18 protein-coding genes are annotated in these 22,614 nt (G+C 64.8%); 12 read left to right on the top strand and 6 right to left on the bottom strand.

The window, feature by feature from the left end:
* Nucleotides 1-24 precede the first annotated feature (24 nt).
* Together QO014_RS05885 and gltX are read left to right on the top strand one after the other, a co-directional pair.
* Nucleotides 25-1,113: an ATP-dependent DNA helicase gene (locus QO014_RS05885; RefSeq protein WP_266347684.1), complete on the top strand. Its 1,089-nt coding sequence runs from the start codon at nt 25-27 to the stop codon at nt 1,111-1,113.
* Nucleotides 1,114-1,155: 42 nt separating this feature from the next.
* On the top strand, nt 1,156-2,556 hold the full coding sequence (gltX, locus tag QO014_RS05880) for a glutamate--tRNA ligase (protein WP_266347683.1): 1,401 nt from the start codon (nt 1,156-1,158) through the stop codon (nt 2,554-2,556).
* Here the strand turns inward: gltX and QO014_RS05875 are convergent.
* Nucleotides 2,489-3,607, bottom strand: a complete 1,119-nt coding sequence (locus tag QO014_RS05875; RefSeq protein ID WP_266347682.1) for a DUF2865 domain-containing protein — start codon at nt 3,605-3,607, stop codon at nt 2,489-2,491. The two genes, gltX and QO014_RS05875, sit on opposite strands and share 68 nt — an antisense overlap.
* Before the next feature lie 264 nt (nt 3,608-3,871).
* On the opposite strand from QO014_RS05875, the gene QO014_RS05870 reads away from it, so the two are divergent.
* The 7 genes from QO014_RS05870 (at nt 3,872) to QO014_RS05840 (ending at nt 11,997) form a co-directional block, all read left to right on the top strand.
* Nucleotides 3,872-5,296: an MATE family efflux transporter gene (locus QO014_RS05870; RefSeq protein WP_266347681.1), complete on the top strand. Its 1,425-nt coding sequence runs from the start codon at nt 3,872-3,874 to the stop codon at nt 5,294-5,296.
* Nucleotides 5,297-5,396: 100 nt separating this feature from the next.
* Nucleotides 5,397-5,906, top strand: coding sequence for a CreA family protein (locus QO014_RS05865; RefSeq protein ID WP_266347680.1), 510 nt, complete (start codon nt 5,397-5,399; stop codon nt 5,904-5,906).
* Nucleotides 5,907-6,022: 116 nt separating this feature from the next.
* Complete coding sequence (gene gatB, locus QO014_RS05860; protein ID WP_266347679.1) at nt 6,023-7,504, top strand: Asp-tRNA(Asn)/Glu-tRNA(Gln) amidotransferase subunit GatB; 1,482 nt, start codon at nt 6,023-6,025, stop codon at nt 7,502-7,504.
* A gap of 49 nt (nt 7,505-7,553) precedes the next feature.
* Nucleotides 7,554-8,261 carry a glutathione S-transferase N-terminal domain-containing protein gene (locus tag QO014_RS05855; RefSeq protein WP_266347678.1) on the top strand — a complete coding sequence of 236 codons (708 nt, stop codon included), beginning with the start codon at nt 7,554-7,556 and terminating at the stop codon, nt 8,259-8,261.
* A 284-nt stretch (nt 8,262-8,545) separates the two neighbouring features.
* On the top strand, nt 8,546-9,325 hold the full coding sequence (locus QO014_RS05850) for a FadR/GntR family transcriptional regulator (RefSeq protein WP_266347677.1): 780 nt from the start codon (nt 8,546-8,548) through the stop codon (nt 9,323-9,325).
* Between the two features lie 77 nt (nt 9,326-9,402).
* A complete protein-coding gene (araD1, locus tag QO014_RS05845) occupies nt 9,403-10,398 on the top strand; it encodes an AraD1 family protein (RefSeq protein WP_266347676.1) in 996 nt (331 codons plus the stop codon).
* A gap of 162 nt (nt 10,399-10,560) precedes the next feature.
* Complete coding sequence (locus QO014_RS05840) at nt 10,561-11,997, top strand: aldehyde dehydrogenase family protein (RefSeq protein ID WP_266347675.1); 1,437 nt, start codon at nt 10,561-10,563, stop codon at nt 11,995-11,997.
* Nucleotides 11,998-12,036: 39 nt separating this feature from the next.
* On the opposite strand, the gene QO014_RS05835 is transcribed toward QO014_RS05840, so the two are convergent.
* Complete coding sequence (locus tag QO014_RS05835; protein WP_266347674.1) at nt 12,037-12,915, bottom strand: LysR family transcriptional regulator; 879 nt, start codon at nt 12,913-12,915, stop codon at nt 12,037-12,039.
* Between the two features lie 172 nt (nt 12,916-13,087).
* Between QO014_RS05835 and QO014_RS05830 the strand changes: the two genes are divergently transcribed.
* The gene (locus tag QO014_RS05830) at nt 13,088-14,074 is read left to right on the top strand and encodes an aldo/keto reductase (protein WP_266347673.1); all 987 of its coding nucleotides are present in this window, start codon (nt 13,088-13,090) and stop codon (nt 14,072-14,074) included.
* 9 nt (nt 14,075-14,083) lie between these two features.
* On the opposite strand, the gene QO014_RS05825 is transcribed toward QO014_RS05830, so the two are convergent.
* The 4 genes from QO014_RS05825 to QO014_RS05810 all read right to left on the bottom strand — a co-directional run bounded on the left by QO014_RS05825 (nt 14,084) and on the right by QO014_RS05810 (nt 18,106).
* A complete protein-coding gene (locus QO014_RS05825; RefSeq protein ID WP_266347672.1) occupies nt 14,084-15,154 on the bottom strand; it encodes an ABC transporter ATP-binding protein in 1,071 nt (356 codons plus the stop codon).
* Nucleotides 15,155-15,175: 21 nt separating this feature from the next.
* Entirely contained in the window at nt 15,176-15,961 is a 786-nt protein-coding gene (locus tag QO014_RS05820) for an ABC transporter permease (protein ID WP_266347671.1), read from the bottom strand.
* On the bottom strand, nt 15,958-16,857 hold the full coding sequence (locus QO014_RS05815; RefSeq protein ID WP_266347670.1) for an ABC transporter permease: 900 nt from the start codon (nt 16,855-16,857) through the stop codon (nt 15,958-15,960). Before QO014_RS05815 ends, QO014_RS05820 begins: the two co-directional genes overlap by 4 nt.
* A gap of 145 nt (nt 16,858-17,002) precedes the next feature.
* The gene (locus tag QO014_RS05810) at nt 17,003-18,106 is read right to left on the bottom strand and encodes an ABC transporter substrate-binding protein (protein WP_266347669.1); all 1,104 of its coding nucleotides are present in this window, start codon (nt 18,104-18,106) and stop codon (nt 17,003-17,005) included.
* A 461-nt stretch (nt 18,107-18,567) separates the two neighbouring features.
* Between QO014_RS05810 and QO014_RS05805 the strand changes: the two genes are divergently transcribed.
* Together QO014_RS05805 and QO014_RS05800 are read left to right on the top strand one after the other, a co-directional pair.
* Nucleotides 18,568-19,062, top strand: a complete 495-nt coding sequence (locus tag QO014_RS05805; protein WP_266347668.1) for a (2Fe-2S)-binding protein — start codon at nt 18,568-18,570, stop codon at nt 19,060-19,062.
* Entirely contained in the window at nt 19,059-22,604 is a 3,546-nt protein-coding gene (locus QO014_RS05800) for a molybdopterin cofactor-binding domain-containing protein (protein ID WP_266347667.1), read from the top strand. Before QO014_RS05805 ends, QO014_RS05800 begins: the two co-directional genes overlap by 4 nt.
* The last annotated feature ends 10 nt before the right edge of the window (nt 22,605-22,614 follow it).

Raw genomic sequence — 22,614 nt, 5'->3', positions numbered from 1 at the left:
GCGGATCACTCGTCAGGAGAACCCATGCGCTGGTCGCCCCAACAGGAAGACGCCTTGAGTGCCGTAGCGTCGTGGCTGCGACGCGGCGATTCGCCGGTCTTTCGCCTGTTCGGCTATGCCGGCACCGGCAAGACGACGCTCGCCAAGCATATAGCGGCGGATATTGACGGCACCGTGGCCTTTGCGGCCTTCACCGGCAAGGCGGCGCATGTCCTGCGTTCCAAGGGCTGTGAGGGGGCGGGCACGATCCACAGCCTCATCTATCGGCCGCGCGCCGGTGAGGATGACGAGCAGCCGGTCTTTGCCATCAACCATGAGAGTGCGGCATCGAAAGCGGAACTGATCATCATCGACGAATGCTCGATGGTGGATGAAGACCTTGGCCGCGATCTGCTTTCCTTCGGCACGCCCGTGCTGGTGCTCGGCGATCCAGCGCAGCTTCCGCCAGTCAAGGGCGGGGGCTTCTTCACCGAGGCGCCGCCCGACCACATGCTGACCGAAGTTCACCGCCAGGCGCAGGACAATCCGATCATCCGCCTCTCCATGCAGGTCCGCGCCGGCGAGACGATCGACTATGGCGAGCATGGCGAAAGCCGTGTGATCTCGCGGAAGGAGATCGACGCCGCGCAGATCCTCTCCGCCGATCAGGTCCTCGTCGGCACCAACAAGACCCGCAGGCTCTACAACCAGCGCATTCGCGAACTGAAGGGACTGCTCAGCCCAATGCCGGCTGTCGGCGACAAGCTCGTCTGCCTCAGGAACGACAAGCAGAAGGGCCTGCTCAATGGCGGAACCTGGGTGGTCTCGGCGCTCGGCGCGCCGCGCAAGAGCCTGTTGCGCCTGAGTGTCGGGCCCGAGGAGGGCGGCAAGACCGTCAAGGTCGCCGTCCATCCGAACTTCTTCGAAAATGGCGGCGAGGATCTTTCCTATCCGCAGCGGCGCAATTCGGACGAGTTCGACTATGGCTATGCGCTGACCGTGCACAAGTCGCAGGGTTCGCAATGGGATGACCTCGTCCTTTTCGACGAGAGCTACGCTTTTCGCGAGCATCGTGACCGCTGGCTCTACACCGGCATCACGCGCGCCGCCGAGAAGATCACGATCGTGCGCTAGGCTTGATTGCGTGGCTGGTGGCCGCGCGCTAAACCGCTCGCCATGTCCCATTCAGCCGCCACGCCCCACTCATCCGTCACCGTCCGTTTCGCCCCGTCGCCGACCGGCTATCTCCATATCGGCAATGCGCGTCCGGCCCTGTTCAACTGGCTGTTCGCACTCCGCCATGGCGGCAGCTTCATCCTGCGGCTCGACGATACCGATCGCGAGCGCTCGCGGGAGGACTATGCCGACGCGATCCTGCGCGACATAGACTGGCTCGGCATCAAGCCGCATCGCTTCGAGCGCCAGTCGCTGCGGACCGCTGCCTATGATGCGGCCGTGCTCCGGCTTAAGCAGGCTGGCCGGCTCTATGCCTGCTACGAGACGGCGGACGAGCTCGACCGCCGTCGCAAGCGCCAGATGGCGCGCGGGCTGCCGCCGATCTATGACCGCGCCGGCCTGCGGCTCAGCGATGCCGAGAAGGCGGCGCTGGAGGCTGAAGGACGCAAGCCGCATTGGCGCTTCAAGCTCGACGAGACGGCCGGCCATGTGACCTGGGACGATCTGGTGCGCGGCCATGAGAGCGTCGATATCGGCTCGCTCTCCGATCCGGTGCTGGTCCGCGAGGACGGCTCCTACCTCTACACGCTGCCTTCGGTCGTCGACGATGTCGACATGGGCGTGACGCATGTCATCCGCGGCGATGATCATGTCACCAATACCGGCGTCCAGATCCAGATCTTCCAGGCGCTTTCGGATTTCGTGCCCGTCTTCGGCCACCACAACACCTTGACCACGGCGAGCGGAGAGGGGCTTTCGAAGCGTACGGGCGCCTTGTCGCTCGGCTCGCTCGCCGAGGCGGGCTATGAGCCGATGGCAGTTGCCTCGCTCGCCGTGCTGATCGGCACGTCCGCGCCTGTCGAGGCCGTGCCGGATCTCGTAACGCTGGCCGAGACGGTCGATCTCTCCATGGTCTCGAAGTCCCCGGCCCGTTTCGACCCGGCGGATCTGGACGGGCTCAACGCCAAGCTGTTGCACGCAACGGGATTTGCCGCGGTGGCCGACCGTTTGGGAGCAATGGGTGTCGGCGGCGGTGAAGCGTTCTGGAATATTGCGCGCGCCAACATCGTGAAGCTCGCCGACGCGCGCGGCTGGTGGCAGGTTGTGACCGGGCCGCTCGTCGAGATGGCGCCGGCGGACGCTGGCGACGCGCCGCTCCTCGCGGCCGCGATCGAACTGCTGCCCGAGGAGCCGTTCGACGGCGAGACGTGGAAGCGCTGGACCGACGCGATCAAGGCGGCGACCGGTCGCAAGGGCAGGGCGCTGTTCATGCCGCTGAGGCTGGCGCTAACGGGCCTCGATCACGGGCCGGAGCTCGCCGCGCTGCTGCCGCTCATTGGGCGTAGAAATACGATGGACCGACTCGGCGAGCGGCTCCGCTCCGCGGCGGCAGCGGAGTAAGGCCGGCGACCGGCGTCGCCACGTTCGGCTTGCCGATATCGACAGGGCTCAGATTGCCGGCGCGGTTGGCGAGTGTTTCCGGATCTTCGCCGAGCGAAGGCGCGGAGACGGGAACGGGCGCGAGATTGGACGCGAAGGGTCCGATCGCCGCCGGAGAATAGCCGCCCGCGACGCTGTCGAGCGCCTGAGGCTTGCCGCAGGTGCAGATCGGATTGAAGCTGGTGCGATAGGCGAAGGCGGTTGGCAGTTCGCTATAGGGTGTCGTGTCGGTGGTCGAGAGCGCCTGGCGGCTGTCCTGCCCGGGATTACGGTGGGCATAGAGCGCAACGTCGGTGCCGGGGCACATCTGACGGCAGATCTGCTCGTCGGTCGCGAAGCCGGCCCGGGTGGTCGAGAAGCTGATCGGGAAATAATAGCCGTCGCAGGTGCGCACGCAGAGCGTACGATACTTGCCGCCGCCGAAGCCGCGATCATAGCCGCCTGTATTGTCGCCGGGTTCTGTCAGGCCACCCTGGTCGATGCGAGCCACCTCGCCCTGCGGCGCTTGCGGCGCGTAGACGTTGCCATTCGGGTTGAAGATCATGTCGAGCAGATTGCGCGGGCGGCTGTTGGCATAGGCCGCATATTGCGGACCGCAATTATTGGCGCCGAGCTGCTGCAGCAACTCCGACCGCTGGCGGTTGCTGCTCGCCGGATCGTAGTTCACACGACCGCGCTGGCCCTGCAGCTTGGCCAGATTGCCTTCCATGCGCGCGATGTTCTTGTTGATCGAAGCGCATTCCGGGCCGGCCTTGGACTTGAAGATCAGGAAGCCGCGGCAGCCGGCATTGCGCGCCTGCGCATTGGCCGCATTGAGCTCCGCGCGCTGGCGGTTCAGCGCGCCATCGAGCGCGGCAGCCTGCCCGGCGCCGCCGCTCTGGCCACGCTGCAGGGAAGAAAGGCGTGATTCCAGGCTGTTGCAGACCGCCGACGCAGCCTCGGCCAGACCGCCGCCCATGCCCAGAAACATCGCCGCGATGGCGACACGCAAGAATACTCTATCGACGCTCATTTTATGGTCTCTATCACGGCCCCGGTCGCAACCGAGAAATCGACCTTAATCATGTTGGTCCTAGCATGATTGTGCCCGGCGGTCATCCGCAGGGCGTCCCAAAGGCGGAAGTCTCCCCCAGGACTGACGATCTTGTGAATTCATTCACGGGCCTGATCGCAGCCATCACGATGTTTTGGTGGCCATTCCAGAGGCAATATGCCTATTGGGCGCTCAATCGGCCGGCGGGCATGTCCCCGCGGCCCGTCCGAGAGTTCGATTTCCATGACCGCACGTGACATCGCCGCCCATGACGATGCGCCGATCAGGCCCTGGGCCGAGGAGGCGCGCGCTACCATTGCGCTCGCCCTTCCGCTGATCCTGACCAATCTCGCCCAGACCCTCATCAACGTCACCGACGTCATCATGATCGGCTGGCTCGGCTCACGCATGCTGGCCGCCGGCGCGCTCGGCACCAATCTCTATTTCGCACTGCTGATCTTCGGCATTGGTCTCGTCTCGGCCGTCTCGCCCATGATCGCGCGGGAGATCGGCCGCAAGAAGCACTCGGTGCGCGACGTCCGTCGCACAGTGCGGCAGGGGCTCTGGGCCGCCGTGGCGCTGGTGATCCCGTTCTGGATCATCCTCTGGAACACCGAGCCGATCCTGATCGCCATCGGGCAGGAGCCCGAACTCGCCAGCATCGCCGCGCATTACATGCGTGGCCTGCAATGGGCGATGCTGCCCTTCCTCTGGTATCTGGTGCTGAGGGCTTTCGTGGCCGCGCTGGAGCAGCCGATCTGGTCGGTCGTCGTCGGCGTGATCGGGGTTGCGCTCAACGCGCTGGCGGTCTGGGTGCTCGTCTTCGGAAAGTTCGGCTTTCCCGCGCTCGGCATCGTCGGCGCCGGTATCGGCAGCAGCCTTTCCTCCACCGTGATGTTCCTCGGCATGGCGATCGTCTGCATGCGCCATCGTCGCTTTCGCCGCTATCATCTGTTCGGCCGCTTCTGGCGGCCGGATTGGGCCCGCTTCGTCGGCCTCTGGAAGCTCGGCCTGCCGATCGGCATCGCAGTCGGCTTCGAGGTGACCGTGTTCAACGCGGCCGTCTTCCTGATGGGTCTGATCAGCGAGGCTTCGGTGGCGGCGCATGCGATCGCGATCCAGATCGCGGCGCTCTGCTTCATGGTGCCGCTCGGCTTCTCCCAGGCCGTGACCGTCCGTGTCGGCATTGCCTATGGCGCGCGCGACCATGAGGGCATCCGCCGGGCCGGCTGGACACCGTTCGTGCTCGGCGTCGGCTTCATGTGCTGCACCGCGCTGACGATCTTCTTCATTCCGGAGCAGTTGATCGGGATCTTCATCGATCGCTTCGATCCGGCCAATGCGGAGGTCGTCGCCATCGGCGTGTCCTTCCTCGGCATTGCAGCGCTGTTCCAGGTGTTCGACGGCGCGCAGGCGATCGGGTCGGGCATGCTGCGGGGATTGCACGACACCAAGGTGCCGATGATCTTTGCGGCGATCGGCTTCTGGGGCGTCGGTCTCGGCAGCGGCGTGTTGCTCGGCTTCGGGTTCAAGCTCGGCGGCATCGGCATCTGGATCGGTCTTGCGAGCGGCCTCGCGACCGTCTCGACGCTGATGCTGGTCCGCTGGCTGAGGCGCGGGCGCCTCGGGCTCGAGACGCCGCCGCGGCTCGCCTATGAGGCGTCCTGACTGCGGTCTGGAATGAATGACCGGTCATTCATGGCGGTGCTCTTCGCGCCGTCATCGGGCGCGCCTATATAGCGGCCATCATTGGTCGCGGGAGAGCGTCATGCGCCTTGGTCTGCTTGCTTCGGTCGTCACCTTCGCCATGCTGGTCCTCGGTGGACCCGCACTCGCCGAAGATCCCGATCTCATCTTCAAGGAATCGACGACGTTCAAATGGGTGACGCCGAACGACAAGATCGCTGTCTACGGCATTGACGATCCCGACATTGATGGCGTCGCCTGCCATTTCGCGGCCCCTGAGAAGGGGGGCGTCTCCGGCATGTTCGGCGTCGCGGAAGAGACCTCGGATATCTCGCTCGCCTGTCGCCAGGTCGGGCCGATCGCCTTCAAGGGCAAGGTCGGGCAGGGCGACGAGATGTTCCGCCAGCGCCGTTCCTTCTGGTTCAAGAAGATGCAGATCGTGCGCGGCTGCGATGCCAAGCGCAATGTGCTGGTCTACCTCGTCTATTCCGACAAGCTCGTCGACGGCAGCCCGAAGAACTCGATCTCGACGGTTCCGATCATGCCGTGGGGCGACAAGCCGGCCGTGCAGTGCAAGGATTATCTCGACTGAAGCGCCGAAGGTGCCGGTGCGCGGCACAGGCAGCGCGCCGGCCCTCACGCGTGACATCTTGCAGAGCCGGGCGTGAGGCACTAACCCGTTGAACGAATGAAATCCGGAGCCTGCCCATGAACGCCATCGTCCGCACCGCCGACCCCAAGAAGCTCATCAAGGGCGCAACCGGGGATTGGGAGGTCGTGATTGGCATGGAAGTGCACGCGCAGGTGCTTTCCAATTCCAAGCTCTTCTCGGGCGCTTCGACGGCGTTTGGTGGCGCGCCGAATTCGCATGTCAGCCTCGTCGATGCGGCCATGCCCGGCATGCTGCCGGTGATCAACCGCGAATGCGTCGCCCAGGCTGTGCGCACCGGCCTCGGCCTCAAGGCCGTCATCAACAATCGCAGCGTCTTCGACCGGAAGAACTATTTCTATCCGGATCTGCCGCAGGGCTACCAGATCTCGCAGTTCAAGCAGCCGATCGTCGGCGAGGGCGAGATCGTGATCGATCTCGACGGCGGCGAGAGCGTGACCGTCGGCATCGAGCGCCTGCATCTGGAGCAGGATGCCGGCAAGTCGCTGCACGACCAGCATCCCACAATGAGCTTCGTCGACCTGAACCGCTCGGGCGTCGCGCTGATGGAGATCGTGTCGAAGCCGGATCTGCGCTCGGCCGACGAGGCCAAGGCCTATCTGACCAAGCTCAGAACCATCGTGCGCTATCTCGGCACCTGCGACGGCAATATGGATGAAGGCTCGATGCGCGCCGACGTCAACGTTTCCGTGCGCAAGCCCGGTGACCCGCTCGGCACGCGCTGCGAGATCAAGAACGTGAACTCGATCCGCTTCGTCGGCCAGGCGGTCGACTATGAGGCACGGCGCCAGATCGGCATCATCGAGGATGGCGGCATGATCACGCAGGAAACGCGTCTGTTCGATGCCAATAAGGGCGAGACCCGGTCGATGCGTTCCAAGGAAGAGGCGCATGACTACCGCTACTTCCCCGATCCCGACCTGCTGCCGCTGGTGCTCGACCAGGCCTGGGTCGACGACCTCGCGGCCCATCTCCCGGAACTGCCAGACGCCAAGAAGGCACGCTTCATCGCCGATCTCGGTCTTTCGCCCTATGACGCGCACGTCCTGGTGCTGGAGAAGGACACGGCCGATTTCTACGAGGCGGTGGCCAAGGGGCGCGATGCCAAGCTTGCCGCGAACTGGGTGACGCAGGAGCTCGCTGCACGCCTCAACAAGGACGGCAAGGACATCAGCGAGAGCCCGGTCTCGGCCGATCAGTTGGGCGGCATCGTCGACCTGATCAGCGATGGCACTATCTCGGGCAAGATCGCCAAGGACCTGTTCGAGATCGTCTGGACCGAAGGCGGCGACCCCAAGGTCATCGTCGAGGCGCGCGGGCTGAAGCAGGTGACCGATACCGGCGCGATCGAGAAGGTCGTCGACGACATCATCGCCGCCAATCCAGACAAGGTCGAGCAGGTGAAGCTCAAGCCGACGCTTGCCGGCTGGTTTGTCGGCCAGATCATGAAGGCCTCGGGCGGCAAGGCCAATCCGCAGGCCGTCAACGACATCCTCAAGAAGAAGCTCGGCCTGGAATAAGCGCGCGATCGCCCAATTCTCACTCGTCTCCCTCAGTCAAAGGTGCCTCATGACGGTTACGCAGACCAAGCCGATCGATCTCTATTTCTGGCCGACGCCGAACGGCAAGAAGATCACGATCCTGTTCGAGGAACTCGGTCTTCCCTATGAGCTGAAGTTCATCAACATCGGCAAGGGAGACCAGTTCAAGCCGGAATTCCTCGAGATTTCGCCGAACAACAAGATGCCGGCGATCGTCGATCCGGAAGGTCCGGATGGCGCTCCGATCTCGGTATTCGAATCCGGCGCGATCCTGCTCTATATTGGCCGCAAGTTCGGCCAGTTCTATCCGACGGCCGAGCGTGAGCGCGTAGCCGTCGAAGAATGGCTGATGTGGCAGATGGCCGGCTTCGGCCCGATGCTCGGCCAGCGCAACCATTTCTCGGTCTATGCACCCGAGCGCATTCCCTACGCCACCAAGCGCTACCAGGACGAGACGCACCGCCTCTATGGCGTGCTCGACCGCCGCCTCGCCAACCATGAATTCGTCGCCGGCGCCTATTCGATCGCCGATATGGCGATCTTCGGCTGGGCCGCTGGCTGGGAGACCCAGCAGTTCGACACGTCGGAATTCCCGCATGTGAAGCGCTGGATCGACGCGATGAATGCGCGCCCCGGCGTCCAGCGCGGCATGGCGGTCAAGGCACCGGTCGCTCCCTTGAGCCTCGCCGATGACAAGGAAGCGCAGAAGATCCTGTTCAATCAGCGCGCCCGCTGACCTGATCTTCAATCATCCAGGCAGCCTCGCGGGTTCCCCTGCGAGGCTGTCTTGCTGTCCGGCTGAGAAACATACGACGAATGTGCGGCGCAGGGGACACTCCCATTTCGTCTCGCCGCTTCCGTCGGCTTCGGCGATACCCGCCCGATTGGAGAGCGCTGTGCGTAGCTCCTGCGGGCGTGTCTCAGGCCGGTTGAATCTATTCTCCATCAAACATACTATGATAGCGTGGCCGTGATGAGCCGCTCCGCGTTTTGGCGCGAGGATGGGGAAACGAACTGACGATGCGCGGCGGCGGCGATACCACGCGACCAGGGACGGCGCCGGGGCGGGACCGCTCGGGCAGCCTGTCGGACAGGGTGGCGAGCGAGATCGGGCGCCGGATCGTATCGGGTCATTATCAGCCCGGCGAGACCTTGCCGACCGAACCCAAGGTTCAGGAAGAGTTTGGCGTATCGCGCACGGCGGTGCGCGAGGCCGTGCGGCTACTGTCGGCCAAGGGCCTGACGGTGTCCCGGCCGAAGATCGGCACCAAGGTGCGTCCGCGCACCGACTGGAACATGCTCGATCCCGACGTGCTCAAATGGCAGATCGACCAGCGCCCGAGCGACGAGTTCATCCATTCTCTGTTCGAGATGCGCGAGATTATCGAGCCGGCCGCAGCGGCGCGCGCGGCTGAGCGGGCGACTCCGGCCGAGATCGAGGCACTGCGCCTTGCGCTCGACGGCATCCAGAACCGCGACCGCGGCAGCGCCGACCAGATCAAGGCCGATCTCGCCTTTCACATGACGGTGCTCGAAGCCTCGCACAATCCGATGATCCGTTCGGTCGGCGGGCTGATCGAATCAGGCCTCGTCATCTCGTTCTCGCTCGGCTGGCGCACCGTGATGGGTGACGACGCCGTGTTTCAGCACCGCGACGTCTATGAGGCGATCCGCGATCACAATCCCGACGAAGCCTATCTCGCCATGCGTCGCCTGCTTCGCAACGCCAAGGGCAATGTGTTCGATTCGATCTGGATCGGGCGCAGCGTCGAGGCCGGGGACGGCAACGAAATCCGCTGAGCGCTCCGTGGGAAGCGGCTCATTCTCATAATGGCGGAGGGCGAAGGCCCCGCCAAAGGCTGACAGGAGGACTATCGATGCGACTGATGCAGATCGAGACCGAAGCCGGCAAGCGCGCGGTCGTGGCTACCGTGGGCGAGCGTTCCGTGATCGTGCCGGGCTACGACACGGTCTATGAGATCGCCAAGGCGGCGATCGCCGCAAAGACCGGCATCGAGGCACTGGTGAATTCGTCGATTTCGGGCGTGAGCGAGACCGTCGATCGTGCGGCGCTGCTGGCCTCGGGCCGCGTGCTGGCGCCGATCGATCATCCCGATCCTGCCCATCTGCTGATCACCGGCACGGGCCTGACGCATCTCGGTTCCGCCTCGGCCCGCGACGCGATGCACAAGACCGTCGCGGCGGCCGAAGAGACGCTGACGGATTCGATGAAGATGTTCCGCATGGGCCTCGAGGGCGGCAAGCCGGCCGCCGGCCAGACGGGCGTGCAGCCGGAGTGGTTCTACAAGGGCGACGGCGCGCTGCTCGTCGGACCTGAGAAGCCGCTGACCGCGCCGTCCTTTGCCCAGGATGGCGGCGAAGAGCCCGAGATCGCCGGCATCTACATTGTCGGCGATGACGGCCAGCCCTATCGGATCGGCTTTTCGCTCGCCAACGAGTTCTCCGACCACATCATGGAGCGGGTGAACTATCTCTATCTCGCCCATTCCAAGCTGCGGCCCTGTTCCGTCGGACCGGAGCTGCTGATCGGTGCGTTGCCCGACGACGTGCGCGGCCGCTCCAAGGTCATCCGTGACGGCAAGGCGATTTTCGACGAGCCTTTCCTCTCGGGCGAGGCGAACATGTCCCACACGCTCGCCAATCTCGAGCACCACCACTTCAAGTATGATTTCTTCCGCCGCCCCGGCCAGGTGCATGTCCATACCTACGGCACCGCGACGCTGAGCGTTGCGGCCGGCATCAAGACGGAGCCGGGCGACGTGTTCGAGATCGAGGCCGAGGCCTTCGGCCTGCCGCTGCGCAATGCGCTGGCCTTCGCGCCAGCCGAGGACGTTAAAGTCATTCAGCTCTGAGGGTTTCCCTCATTCTTGAAGGCTGACCGCTTTGCGGGTTGGCCTTGCGGGCGGGGAGGGATAGAAGGATGGCCCGGTTCCAATCCAATTCCTCCCAGCCTCGACGTTGCCCCGATCACTTGGGGCGATGCATCCATTTCAACGGTTTGCAAGGATTTCGTGATGAGCGCGCTTCACAAGAACTATATCGGCGGTGAATGGGTCGGCGGCGACGCACGGCCGAACATCAACCCGTCCAACACCAATGAAGTGATCGGCGAGTTCGCGCAGGGCACCGCTGCGGACGCCAAGGCAGCGATCGACGCTGCGGCCGATGCCTTCAAGACGTGGTCGCATTCCGGCATCCAGCAGCGCCACGACATCCTCAAGGCGACCGGCGACGAGATCCTGGCGCGCAAGGACGAGATCGGCCGCCTGCTCTCGCGCGAGGAGGGCAAGACCCTTCCCGAGGGCATTGGCGAGACGATCCGCGCCGCGCAGATCTTCCACTTCTTTGCCGGCGAAACGTTGCGCCTTGCAGGCGAGATCCTGCCGAGCGTGCGCCCCGGCATCGATGTCACGATCACCCGCGAGCCGGTGGGCGTCGTCGGCCTGATCACGCCGTGGAACTTCCCGATCGCCATTCCGGCCTGGAAGCTCGCGCCCGCGATCGCTTACGGCAACACCGTCGTGCTCAAGCCCGCCGATCTGGTTCCCGCCTGCGCCTGGACGATCGTCGACATCCTCGTCCGCAACGGCCTGCCCAAGGGCGTGGTCAATCTGGTCATGGGCCGTGGCTCGGTCGTCGGCCAGGCGATCCTGGAATCGCCGAAGGTGAACGCCGTCAGCTTCACCGGCTCGGTCGGCACCGGCAAGAAGGTCGCCGAAGCCTCGATCCAGGTCATGCGCAAGTTCCAGCTCGAAATGGGCGGCAAGAACCCGACCATCGTGCTCGATGACGCCGACCTCAAGACGGCCGTGGAAAGCACGGCGAACAGCGCCTTCTTCGCCACCGGCCAGCGCTGCACGGCATCGTCGCGCCTGATCGTGACCGAGAAGATTCACGACCAGTATGTCGAGGCGCTGACCAACCGCATCAAGGACCTCGTGGTCGATGATGCCGTCAAGCAGGGCACGCATATCGGCCCGGTCGTCGACCAGAGCCAGCTCGACCAGGATGAGCGCTACATCCAGATCGCCAAGGACGAGGGCGGCAAGCTCGTCGCCGGCGGCGATCGCGTTACCCGCGAAAATCCGGGCTTCTTCCTGCAGCCGGCGCTCTTCACCGAGACGACGCCGGACATGCGCATCAACAAGGAAGAAGTGTTCGGCCCGGTCGCGAGCGTGATCAAGGTCAAGGACTATGAAGAGGCGCTCGCGGTTGCCAATGACACGCCGTTCGGCCTGTCGGCCGGCATCGTCACGACCAGCCTGAAATATGCGACCCATTTCAAGCGCAATGCGGAAGCTGGCATGGTCATGGTCAACTTGCCGACGGCAGGCGTCGACTATCATGTGCCGTTTGGCGGGCGGAAGGGTTCGAGCTACGGCCCGCGCGAGCAGGGCAAGTATGCGGTCGAGTTCTTCACGACCGTGAAGACGGCCTACACGCTGCCGTAGTCTTTCCCGAAAGGGAGCAGGCAATCAGGACGGGCGTCCCTATGGGGCGCCCGTTTTCGTTTCGTGACCCGCGAAGAGGCCCTGATGCGCGCCGATCAGGCGGGCGATGCGCTCCACCGTCGCATGGATGGCGGGATGATGACGGTCCTCGTGATGGGTGACCAGCCATTGTTCGGCCGTCAATTCGCCGATCAGCGGTCCGGCCCGCTCGAACGCCGGCTCGCGATCTCCCGCGAGGCAGGGCATGACCGCCTGTCCGGCACCGCTCCGCACGAGATCGAACAGGCTGCGTGGGTCGCTCACCTTGATCGCGACCTGCTCGCCATGATGGCGCGCCACCCATTGCGCCGAGGGGGTGATGGCTGCGTCGCCGGCCAAAGCGATCCACGGCAGGGTCTCTTCCGCCTTCCCGCCGCGCCGGCAAAAGGCGGCGAAGGCCGTGACTGCGACCTTGCGGCCGGCGAGCCAGCCCTCCTCGGGTCGGCGGTTGCGGATGCCGATATCGGCGGCGCGGCGGCCAATATCGAGCCGTGCATTCGCCGTCACGAAGTCCAGCGACCAGGCATCGGCCGTCGTCCAGATCGCGGCGATATTGTCGGCGAGAAACGATGTCATCCAGTGACCGGCAGAGATGCGGACGCTCGGCCGCGTGGTGGTTCCTGCCCGCCAGCGCTCGATTGCGGCTGTCGCGGCCTCGACCTCCTGCGCATGGACGAGCAGGCTCCGTCCCGCCTCGGTCAGTTCATAGCCCTGTTGCCGACGTGTGAAGAGCCGTTGACCTAGCGCCTGTTCCAGGGCTGTGACGCGCCGCCCGAGCGTTGGCGCGCTGGCGTCGACCAGTCGCGCGGCGGGGCCGAGCCCGCCGGCGCGCGCCACGGCGAGAAACAGTTTGAGGTCCTGCCAGTCGATGTCTTTCATTTTTGAAATGATCCTTGCGGCATCGTTGGTTTGCCCGCAATGCGGTTCGTTCTATACCAATGAAATGTTGATCGTCATGTCTCAACGCCCACGAGTGCTTCGCCAAGGGCACTCTCGACTGATCATCGTTCCAATTCTGTAATATGCCGGTTTAGCGAACAAGGATTGCGCCATGCTCACACGAACTCTCTGGAATGGCCGGACGATCCCGGCGCTCGGCTTCGGCTGCTGGGCCATTGGCGGGCCGTTCTTTGCCGGCTCGGTTCCGCTCGGTTGGGGCGATGTCGATGATCGCACGTCGATCGCGGCCATTCACCGGGCGCTCGATCTCGGCATCCGGTTCTTCGATACGGCGAGCAATTACGGCGCCGGCCATTCCGAAGTCGTCCTGGGCGAGGCGCTCGCCGGCCACCCCGATGCGATCATCGCGACCAAGTTCGGCTATGTCTCCGATCCGGCGACGCGGCAGATGACGGGCGAGGATTACTCCACCGCCTATATCGAGAAGAGCGTCGAGACTTCATTGAAGCGGCTGCGTCGCGAGCGGATCGATCTGCTGCAGCTTCATCTCGGCGGCTTGAGCATCGCCGATGCCGAGTCGGTCTTTGACACGCTCGGCCGTCTCAGAAAAGCCGGCAAGATCGACGCCTTCGGATGGAGCACGGATACGCCGGAGAGCGCTGCGGCTTTTGCCGGACGTGATGGGTTCGTCTCCATCCAGCATGCCATGAACGTCTTCGATCCCGCGGACGAGATGATCGCGCTGATCGAGCGGGCAGGGCTGACGTCGATCAACCGCTCGCCGCTGGCGATGGGCCTTCTCACCGGCAAGTTCGATCACGGCGCGCGGCTGCCGGCCAATGATGTCCGCGTGGCCGGGCTCGAATGGCTGACCTATTTCAAGGATGGTCAGGTCGCGCCGGCCTTTGCGCATCGGCTGGCACAGATCCGCGACTTGCTGCAATCGGACGGACGCTCGCTGACGCAGGGCGCGATCGCGTGGCTCTGGGCGCGCTCGGCTACGACGCTGCCGATTCCCGGCGTGCGCACGCCACAGCAGATCGAGGAAAATGCCGGCGCGCTCCACAAGGGGCCGCTTGCTCAGGATGTGATGAGCGAAATCGATCGGCTGCTCGACCGGGACAAGGCGGCGGCCTAAGCCGCGCTTTCAGTTCGGGGCGCCGTCGAGGACGAGAATGTCCTCACGGCCGAAGTTCACCGTCACGGGCTGGCCGCGCTCGGGCGGGGGCAGGTGCGGCTTGTTGAAGGTGTCGAGCGAGATCGCGCTGTCCTTGAACTTGACGCGGATGCGCACGACCGAGCCGAGGAAATGCACCTCGTCGATCGTGCCGTCGAGATTGTTGCTGAGCCCGTTGGCTCGGCCCATGGTCAGCGCCTCGGGTCGGAGCGCGAGCGAGAGGGCATCGCCCGTGCTGGCGCCATTGAGGCTGCGCGAGGTCACGATTTCCTGCCCGTCGACCAGCAGCTTGCCCGTGGCCGAATCCGCCACCTTGCCATTGACGATGTTGAGCGTGCCGACGAATGAGGCGACGAAACGCGTCGTCGGATAATTATAGACTTCGAACGGCGTGCCGAGCTGCTCGATGTGGCCCTCATTCATCACGCAGATGCGGTCCGACATGGACAGCGCTTCTTCCTGGTCGTGCGTCACGAAGATCGTCGTGATGCCGAGGGAGCGCTGCACCGCCCGGATCTCGTCACGAAGCGAGATGCGGATCTTGGCGTCGAGGGCGGAAAGCGGCTCGTCGAGGAGAAGGATCTGTGGCTTGACGGCCAGCGCGCGGGCAAGCGCCACACGCTGCTGCTGGCCGCCGGAAAGCTGATAGGGGTAGCGCTCGCCGAGTTGCGGCAGCTTGATCAGCTCCAGCATTTCCTTGACGCGCGCCGCGATCTCGGCCGAGGACTTCTTGGCGACCTTCAGGCCGAAGGCGATGTTGTCGGCGACGCTCATGTTCGGGAACAGCGCATAGGCCTGAAACACCATGCCGATATTGCGCTGGTTCGGCTTCAGATCGGTCACATCCTTGCCGTCGATGCGGATCGTGCCGCTCGTCGCGGTCTCGAATCCCGCCACCATGCGCAGGATCGTCGTCTTGCCGCAGCCGCTCGGCCCGAGCAGGGTCACGAACTCGCCTCGCTCGACGGCGAGGTCGACACCCTTCACCGTCGTCTGCGTTCCGAAGGTCTTGACCAGCTTCTCGATCGACAGGAATGCCATGTTCGATTCCTTGGAGAGATATCAGCGGCGTTGGGTCTGCTGACCCATGGCGCCGAAAAGATTGATCAGGCCCATGCAAGCCCATGTAATGGCGAAAGCGATGATGGCCAGTGCCGCGGGCTCATAAGCGCGATTGGCGCCGATGAGCTGGAGATACGGTCCGAAGGCCGGGCGGTTCAACAGGCTCGCCATGGTGAACTCGCCGATCACGATCGCAAAGGTCAGGAACGAGCCCGACAGCACGGCGACGCGCACATTGGGCAGGATCACGGTCAGCAGGATGCGCGGCCACGAGCTGCCCAGGCTCTGCGCGGCTTCCGTCAGCGTGCGCACATCGATCGCGCGCAGGCCCGTATCGACCGAGCGATACATGTAGGGCAGGGCGAGCGTGACATAGCTGAAGGTGAGCAGGACATCGGTTCCGCGCGCGCTGCCGGTCAGGGGCAGCCAGGACGAGGAATTATACATGCGGAGATAGCCGAACACGATGACGATCGCCGGAATGACGAGCGGCAGCAGCGTCAGGAATTCGATCACCGGCCGTAGCTTCGGCAATTTCAGCTGCACGACATAGGCGGTCGGCACGACGAGCGCGACGCCGACGATGATCGTGCACACGGCGATGAAGGCCGAATAGCCGAAGCTCGCCTGGAAATTCGGGTCGCCGAGGACGATCCGATAGGCCTCGAACGAATAGCGGCCACGCTCCATCCTGAGCGAGAATTCGAAGGTCGCGATCAGCGGAACGAGGAAGTAGATCGCGCCGAAGATGACGCCGATCCAGGGCGCGATACGGGATTGTTTCATCGGATCCACCGCCCGGTGCGCGAACTCAGCCAGATATAGATGCCATTGGAGATGCCGGTGATCAAAATCATGCCGAGCGCCAGCGCGTAGCCGAGATTGGGATCATGCAACACGTCGCCGCGGATCTGCGCATAGAGCAGGATGGTGATGATGTTGAGCGAGGAGCCGGTCAGCGCATAGGCCGTCGCAATCGCGCCGAAGGAGTTGGCGAAGAGCAGCATGAAGGCGCCGAGTAGGCTCGGCCACAGGATCGGCAGCGCGATCATGCGCCAATATTGCCAGGTCGAGGCGCCGAGGATCGCCGATGCCTCGCGCCATTCGCGCTTCAGGCCATCGAGCGCGGGCGTGAGGATCAGCACCATCAGCGGAATCTGGAAATAGAGATAGGTCAGCGTCAGCCCGGAGAAACTCAGGAGGTTGAAGCCGTAGCGGTAGATGTTGATGCCGAAGATGTTGAAGAGCAGGGCGGTGACGAGACCCGTGCGCCCCAGCGTCGCGAGGAAGGCGAAGGCGAGCGGCACGCCGGCAAATTGCGAGGCGACGCCCGAAAACGTCATCAGCGAGGGCCGCACCCAGCGCGGCAGGCGGCCGAGCACGGCGGCGAGCGCCAGCGCGAAACCAATCACTGCGCCCAGAAAGGCCGAGGCGGCGCTGATGCCGATCGACATCTGGTAGGCGCGCAGGATCGTCGGCTGCGAGAGATTGGCGATGTTCTGCAGCGTGAAATTGCCGGCAGCGTCCTGGAAGGCGCCGATGATCAGGTTTGCCGCCGGGAGCAGCAGGAACATCAAGGTGAAGAGGAGGAACGGAACGACACCGAGCCACGACCACGAGATCGGGCGCGGCCGGACGGCCGCGGTGCTGAAATTCGTGTCGGTAATCGAACTGTTCGTCATATCGACCTGTCACATGAAGGCTCCCCCGCCGAGGCGAGGGAGCCGGACACTACGGCCCCTGCGAGGATAAGCCCGACCAGCGGTCAACCCCGGGAAGGGTCGACCGAAGCCGCGATCCTTGCAAGGCCTTTCATCGCAAACGAACTTACTTCGCCACGCTGGCGCCGACGACGGTGTCCCACTGCTTGGCGATGATCTCCTTCGACGCGTTCTGCTCGGCGAGCGAGGGGAACACGGCGGTGGCATAGGCTTCGGCCGGGGGCATCTTGGCCAGCAGGTCCGCCGGGATCTTGCCGTTCTTGGCGAGGTCGTTGAAGCGGATCGGGTGGCAATAGCCCTTCAGCCAGCCGAGCTGGCCTTCGTCCGAATAGAGATACTCCATCCAGAGCTTGGCGGCGTTGGGATGCGGCGCGAAAGCGCTGATCGCCTGGACGTACACGCCGGCGACGACGCCGGAGGCCGGGATCACGACTTCGACGGGCGGGTTGCCCTTGAGCGTGTCCTTGTCGGCGAGCGCGTTATAGTCCCAGCGCAGCACGATCGGCGTCGCGCCCTGGGCGAGCGAGGCGGCCTTGCCCGTGACGGGCACGAAATTGCCGGCCTTGTTCAGTTCGGCGAAGAACTTCAGGCCCTCGTCGGCGGCCTTGGCGGCGTCGCCCTTGGCGGCGGAGAGGCCCGCGGCGTAGACGGCCTGGATCGCCTGGTTAGCCGAGCGCGGATCACCCGCGAGCGCGACCGCGTTGGCGTAGTCCGGCTTCAGCAGGTCGGCCCAGTCCTTCGGCACGTCCTTGACGATGTCGGTGTTCACTTCGAACGACATCACGCCGTAATAGTCGCCATACCAATAGCCGTCGGCATCCTTGGCGCTGTCGGGAATCGTGTCCCAGGTCGAGACCTTGTAGGGCTGGATCAGGCCTTCGGCCTTGGCCGAGGGGCCGAAGGAGAGGCCGACATCGATGACGTCGGGAGCCTGCGGGCCGGTATTGCCCTTGTTGGCCTTGATGGCCTCGATTTCGTCGCCCGAACCGGCGTCCGGATTGAGCTCGTTGACCTCGAGGCCATACTTCGCCTTGAAGCCGGCGATCACGTCGCCATAGCCGCACCAGTCATGCGGCAGCGCGATGGTCGTGAGCGAGCCTTCCTTCTTGGCGGCCGCAACGAGCTCGTCAAGGCTCTGGCTGAAGGCCAGGCTGGTCGAGGCGCAGATCGCGAGCGCCGAAACCGTCAAACGCATCCAGTTCGTCGTCATTCTTCTTTCTCCCTTTGGCGAATAGTCGCCGAAGTTCCCCGAGCGGGTCCCCTGACCCGTCGATAATAAGCCGTCTATCGTGAACGCTACCATGCTTGTTTGAAGCTTCGATGTCGCTCGAAACCTCTATCCCGCCAAGTTCTTGCGCCGGGATGCTGTGTCATGCCCGACATGCGATCCCTCTACCGACGACTTTCCTTCCCCTCGCCGCCGCCCAAAAGGCGTCGAAGAGACGGAGTTTAGCCGAGAATGCACCAAGCGATAAGTCGGCTTTCCTGCGTAGGCATCTGAGATGGCGCCACGCATTGCCAGTCTCCGCGGCTTGGGTCATCTTGTGTGTGTACAAACAAAAATGCAGGGGCGCCGCCCATGTTGGCAGGCGAGGGGATTGGTACTGGGCGAGGGTGGTGGCTGATCGGGAAACCGTGGCGGGCGATGGCCGGCCATGGGTACGAGGCGCCATGAGGGCAGCGCGGCCGATCCAGCTCCGCGTCAACGGTCAGGCGCATGTCGTCGAGGCCGAGCCACGCACGCCGCTGCTCTTCCTGCTCCGCAACGATCTCTGCCTGAACAGCCCGAAATATGGTTGCGGCCTCGGTGAGTGCGGCGCCTGCACGGTCATCATCGATGGCATCGCGGCGCGCAGCTGCGTCGTTTCGGCCGCCTCGGCCGAAGGGCGCGAGATCGTGACGCTCGAAGGTCTCGGGACGATCGACCACCTCCATCCGGTGCAGGCGGCCTTTATCGAGGAGCAGGCTGCCCAATGCGGCTATTGCCTGAATGGCATGATCATGACGGCCAAGGCGCTGCTCGATCGCGATCCTGACCCCGACGAGGCCTCGATCCGCAATGAACTGCGCTTCAATCTCTGCCGCTGTGGCACGCATATCGAGATCCTGCGCGCGGTGATGACGGCCGCGCGGCGGATGCGCGAAGGCGCGAGCGCGGCGCCATGACGGAAACGCCGACCCGCATGGAGACGCCATACCGCCGGGCCTTGCTGCAGCGCAGCGGCGTGCTCGCCATTGTCGAGCGGCGTACCAGTGCCGCCGATGCTCTCGATCCGGACGCGCTCGATCTCCATCTCTGCCTGACCGAGGAAGGAGCGGTCTACGCCTTCAATGGTCATGTCGATCTCGGGACAGGCATCCGGACCGCCCTCGCGCAGATCGTCGCCGAGGAGCTTGATGTCGCGATCGACACCGTCACGATGGCGCTCGGCGACACCGACAACACGCCCGACCAGGGCCCGACGATCGCGAGCGAGACGATCCAGATCAGCGCGCGTCCGCTGCGCATCGCCGCCGCGCAGGCAAGGCTTCATCTGCTCGGCCTTGCCGCGGACATGCTCGACCGGCCAACGGACGATCTCGTTATCCGCGACGGGATTCTGCGCTCCAGGGAAGACGCGCGCATCGCGCTCCCCTTTGGCGAATTGCTGCAGAACCGCCAGATCCATCTGCTGCTCGACCCGGAAACGCCGGTCAAGGACGTCGCGGATTACCGGATTGTCGGCCGATCGGTCGGCCGGGTCGATATTCCCGACAAGGTCACCGGCAGCTTCGTCTATGTGCATGATGTCCGCGTGCCGGGCATGCTGCATGGCCGTGTGGTCCGCCCGCCTTATTCAGGCATCGATGCCGGCGACTTCGTCGGGCGCAGCCTTGAGGAGGTCGACAAGGCGTCGATCGCTCATGTGCCAGGTGTCGTCGCGGTGGTGGTGCAGGGCGATTTCATCGGCGTCGTCTGCGAGCGCGAGGAGCAGGCGATCGAGGCGGCCGCCGCCCTCAAGGTAACATGGAAGCCATGGGTTGCCGGTGCCGATCTCGGCCATGTCGAGAACGCACTGCGCGCTCAGCCGGTCCAGTCGCGCCGGCTGGTCGATGAAGGCGATGTCGACGCCGCGCTCGCCATCGCAGGGCATCGGCTCGACCGGACCTATGTCTGGCCCTATCAGATGCATGGCTCGATCGGCCCGTCCTGCGCGGTTGCCGACTTCCAGCCGAATGGCCTCCGCGTCTGGTCCGGCACGCAGAACCCCTATCCGATGCGGACCGATCTCGCTTTGCTGATGGGGCTCGCGGAAGAGCGGATCGAGGTGATCCGCATCGAGGCGGCTGGCTGCTATGGCCGCAATTGCGCCGATGACGTCACTGCCGACGCGGCCTTGCTCTCGCGCGGCGTCGGTCGTCCGGTCAGGGTCCAGCTGACGCGCGAGCAGGAGCATCTCTGGGAGCCGAAGGGTGCGGCCCAGCTGATCGATGTCTCGGGTGCGCTCGGGCCGGGCGGATCGCTCGCGGCCTATGATTTCGAGACGCGCTATCCCTCCAATCTGGCGCCGACCTTGGCGCTGCTGCTGACCGGCGCAGTGTCGCCGCGTCCCTTCATTGCGCAGATGGGCGACCGCACCAGCCGCCCCGCCTATGATTACGAGAACATCCGCGTCACGGTTCATGACATGGCGCCGATCGTCCGCGCCTCATGGCTGCGCGGTGTCTCGGCCATGCCGAATGTCTTCGCCCATGAGAGCTTCATCGACGAACTCGCCGAAGAGGCAGGCGCCGACCCTGTCGCCTTCCGCCTCGATCATCTGACCGATCCGCGCGCTGCCGAGCTCACCCGCGCGACCGCCGAACGGGCGGGCTGGACACCGCGCGTCGGTCCGGCGCCGCAGGAAGACGGCACGGAGATCGTGCGCGGACGCGGCTTCGCGCAAGCCCGCTATGTCCATGGCAAATGGCCGGGAACGGCGGCGGCGTGGTCGGCATGGGCAGCGGAGGTCGCTGTCAATCGCGTGACGGGCGAGGTGAACGTCACCCGCGTCGTGGTCGGCCAGGATACCGGCATGATGGTCAATCCGGCCGGCGTGCGCCACCAGATCCACGGCAATGTCATCCAGTCGACAAGCCGGGTGCTGAAGGAGGAGGTGTCCTTCAGCGAGACCACGGCCGTCGCAAGCCGGGAGTGGGGCGCCTATCCGATCCTGGGCTTTCCCGACCTGCCTTCGGTCGACGTGCTGATGATGGACCGGCAATATGAGCCGCCGCTCGGCGCCGGCGAATCCGCCTCGGTCCCGAGCGCCGCCGCGATCGTCAATGCTGTCTATGACGCCACGGGCGTGCGCTTTCGAGAATTGCCGCTGACGCCGGAGCGCGTGCTGGCCGGTCTCGGCCGCTTGCCACAGAAGACGGCGGCGCCGGCCAGGAAGCGACGCCGTTTTGCATTCTTCGGCGGGCTCGGCGCACTCGCGGTCGGGCTGGCGGGCTTCGCGGCAATGGCGTTGCCGATCCGCGCGGCGATCCCGCCGATCGCGCGCCCTGATCCGACGACCTATTCCGCCTCGACGATCGAGCGCGGCCGGGTGATGGCGTCGCTCGGCGCCTGCGCCGTCTGCCACACGGCCCCGGGTGGCGCTGCCTATGCCGGCGGGCTCGCCATCGAGACTCCGTTCGGAACGGTGATGAGCACGAACATCACGCCCGATGTCTCCACCGGCATCGGCAACTGGTCTTATCCGGCCTTCGAGCGAGCCATGCGCGAGGGATTGCATCGTGATGGCCGCCATCTCTATCCGGCCTTCCCCTATCCAAACTTCGCCAAGGCCGACGAGGCGGATCTCCAGGCGCTCTATGCCTTCCTGATGAGCCAGACGGCGGTGGCAAAGGCCAATGCGCCGACGCGGATGACCTTTCCGTTCAACATCCGTCCGCTGGTGGCCGGCTGGAACCTGCTCTTCAACCGGCCGGGAACGATCGAGGCAGACACGGCGCAATCAGAGGCCTGGAATCGCGGCCGCTATCTGGTCGACGGGCTCGGCCATTGCAGCGCCTGCCACTCGCCGCGCAACGCGCTCGGCGCCGAGAAGACGGGCGCGTCCTATCTCGCCGGTGGCGTCGCCGAAGGGTGGGAGGCGCCGGCGCTGACGAACCTCTCGCATGCGCCGATCCCGTGGACCGAGGCCGACATCTATCGCTATCTCCGAACCGGAAAATCGCTGCATCACGGCACGGCTGCCGGTCCCATGGCGCCGGTCGTAGCCGAATTGCGCGCGCTGCCGGATGAGGATATCCGCGCCATGTCGGTCTATCTGGCGAGCTTCAGCGATCCGATGGCGCTCGACGAGGTCGAGAGCCGCGCCGCCCATATCAGCGCCGCGACATCGGTGAGCGCCGCGCCACCCTCGTCGACCGGCGCACGATTCTATGACGGTGGCTGTGCCTCCTGCCACGAGGCGGGGCGTGGCGCGATCCTGGTCAATGCCGGCCCGGCGCTCGGCTTCAACACCAATCTGCATGCCGCCAAGCCCGACAATGTCATCCGCGCGATCCTAGGCGGCATAGAGGGCCATAGCGGCACCATGCCGGCCTTTGGCGCAGCGCTGGACAACAGGCAGCTCGCCGATCTGATCCGCTATCTCCGCCAGCGCTTCGCGCCGGATCGCGCGAGCTGGCAGGATCTCGAAGAGACGATCGCGCGGATCAGGAAGCCGGCGACCTAAATTCGATCGA

It is taken from the genome of Kaistia dalseonensis (assembly GCF_030814715.1).
GTDB lineage: Bacteria > Pseudomonadota > Alphaproteobacteria > Rhizobiales > Kaistiaceae > Kaistia > Kaistia dalseonensis.
The sequence above is the reverse complement of the archived record's forward strand: the minus strand, read 5'-3'. Positions and strand labels throughout refer to the sequence as shown.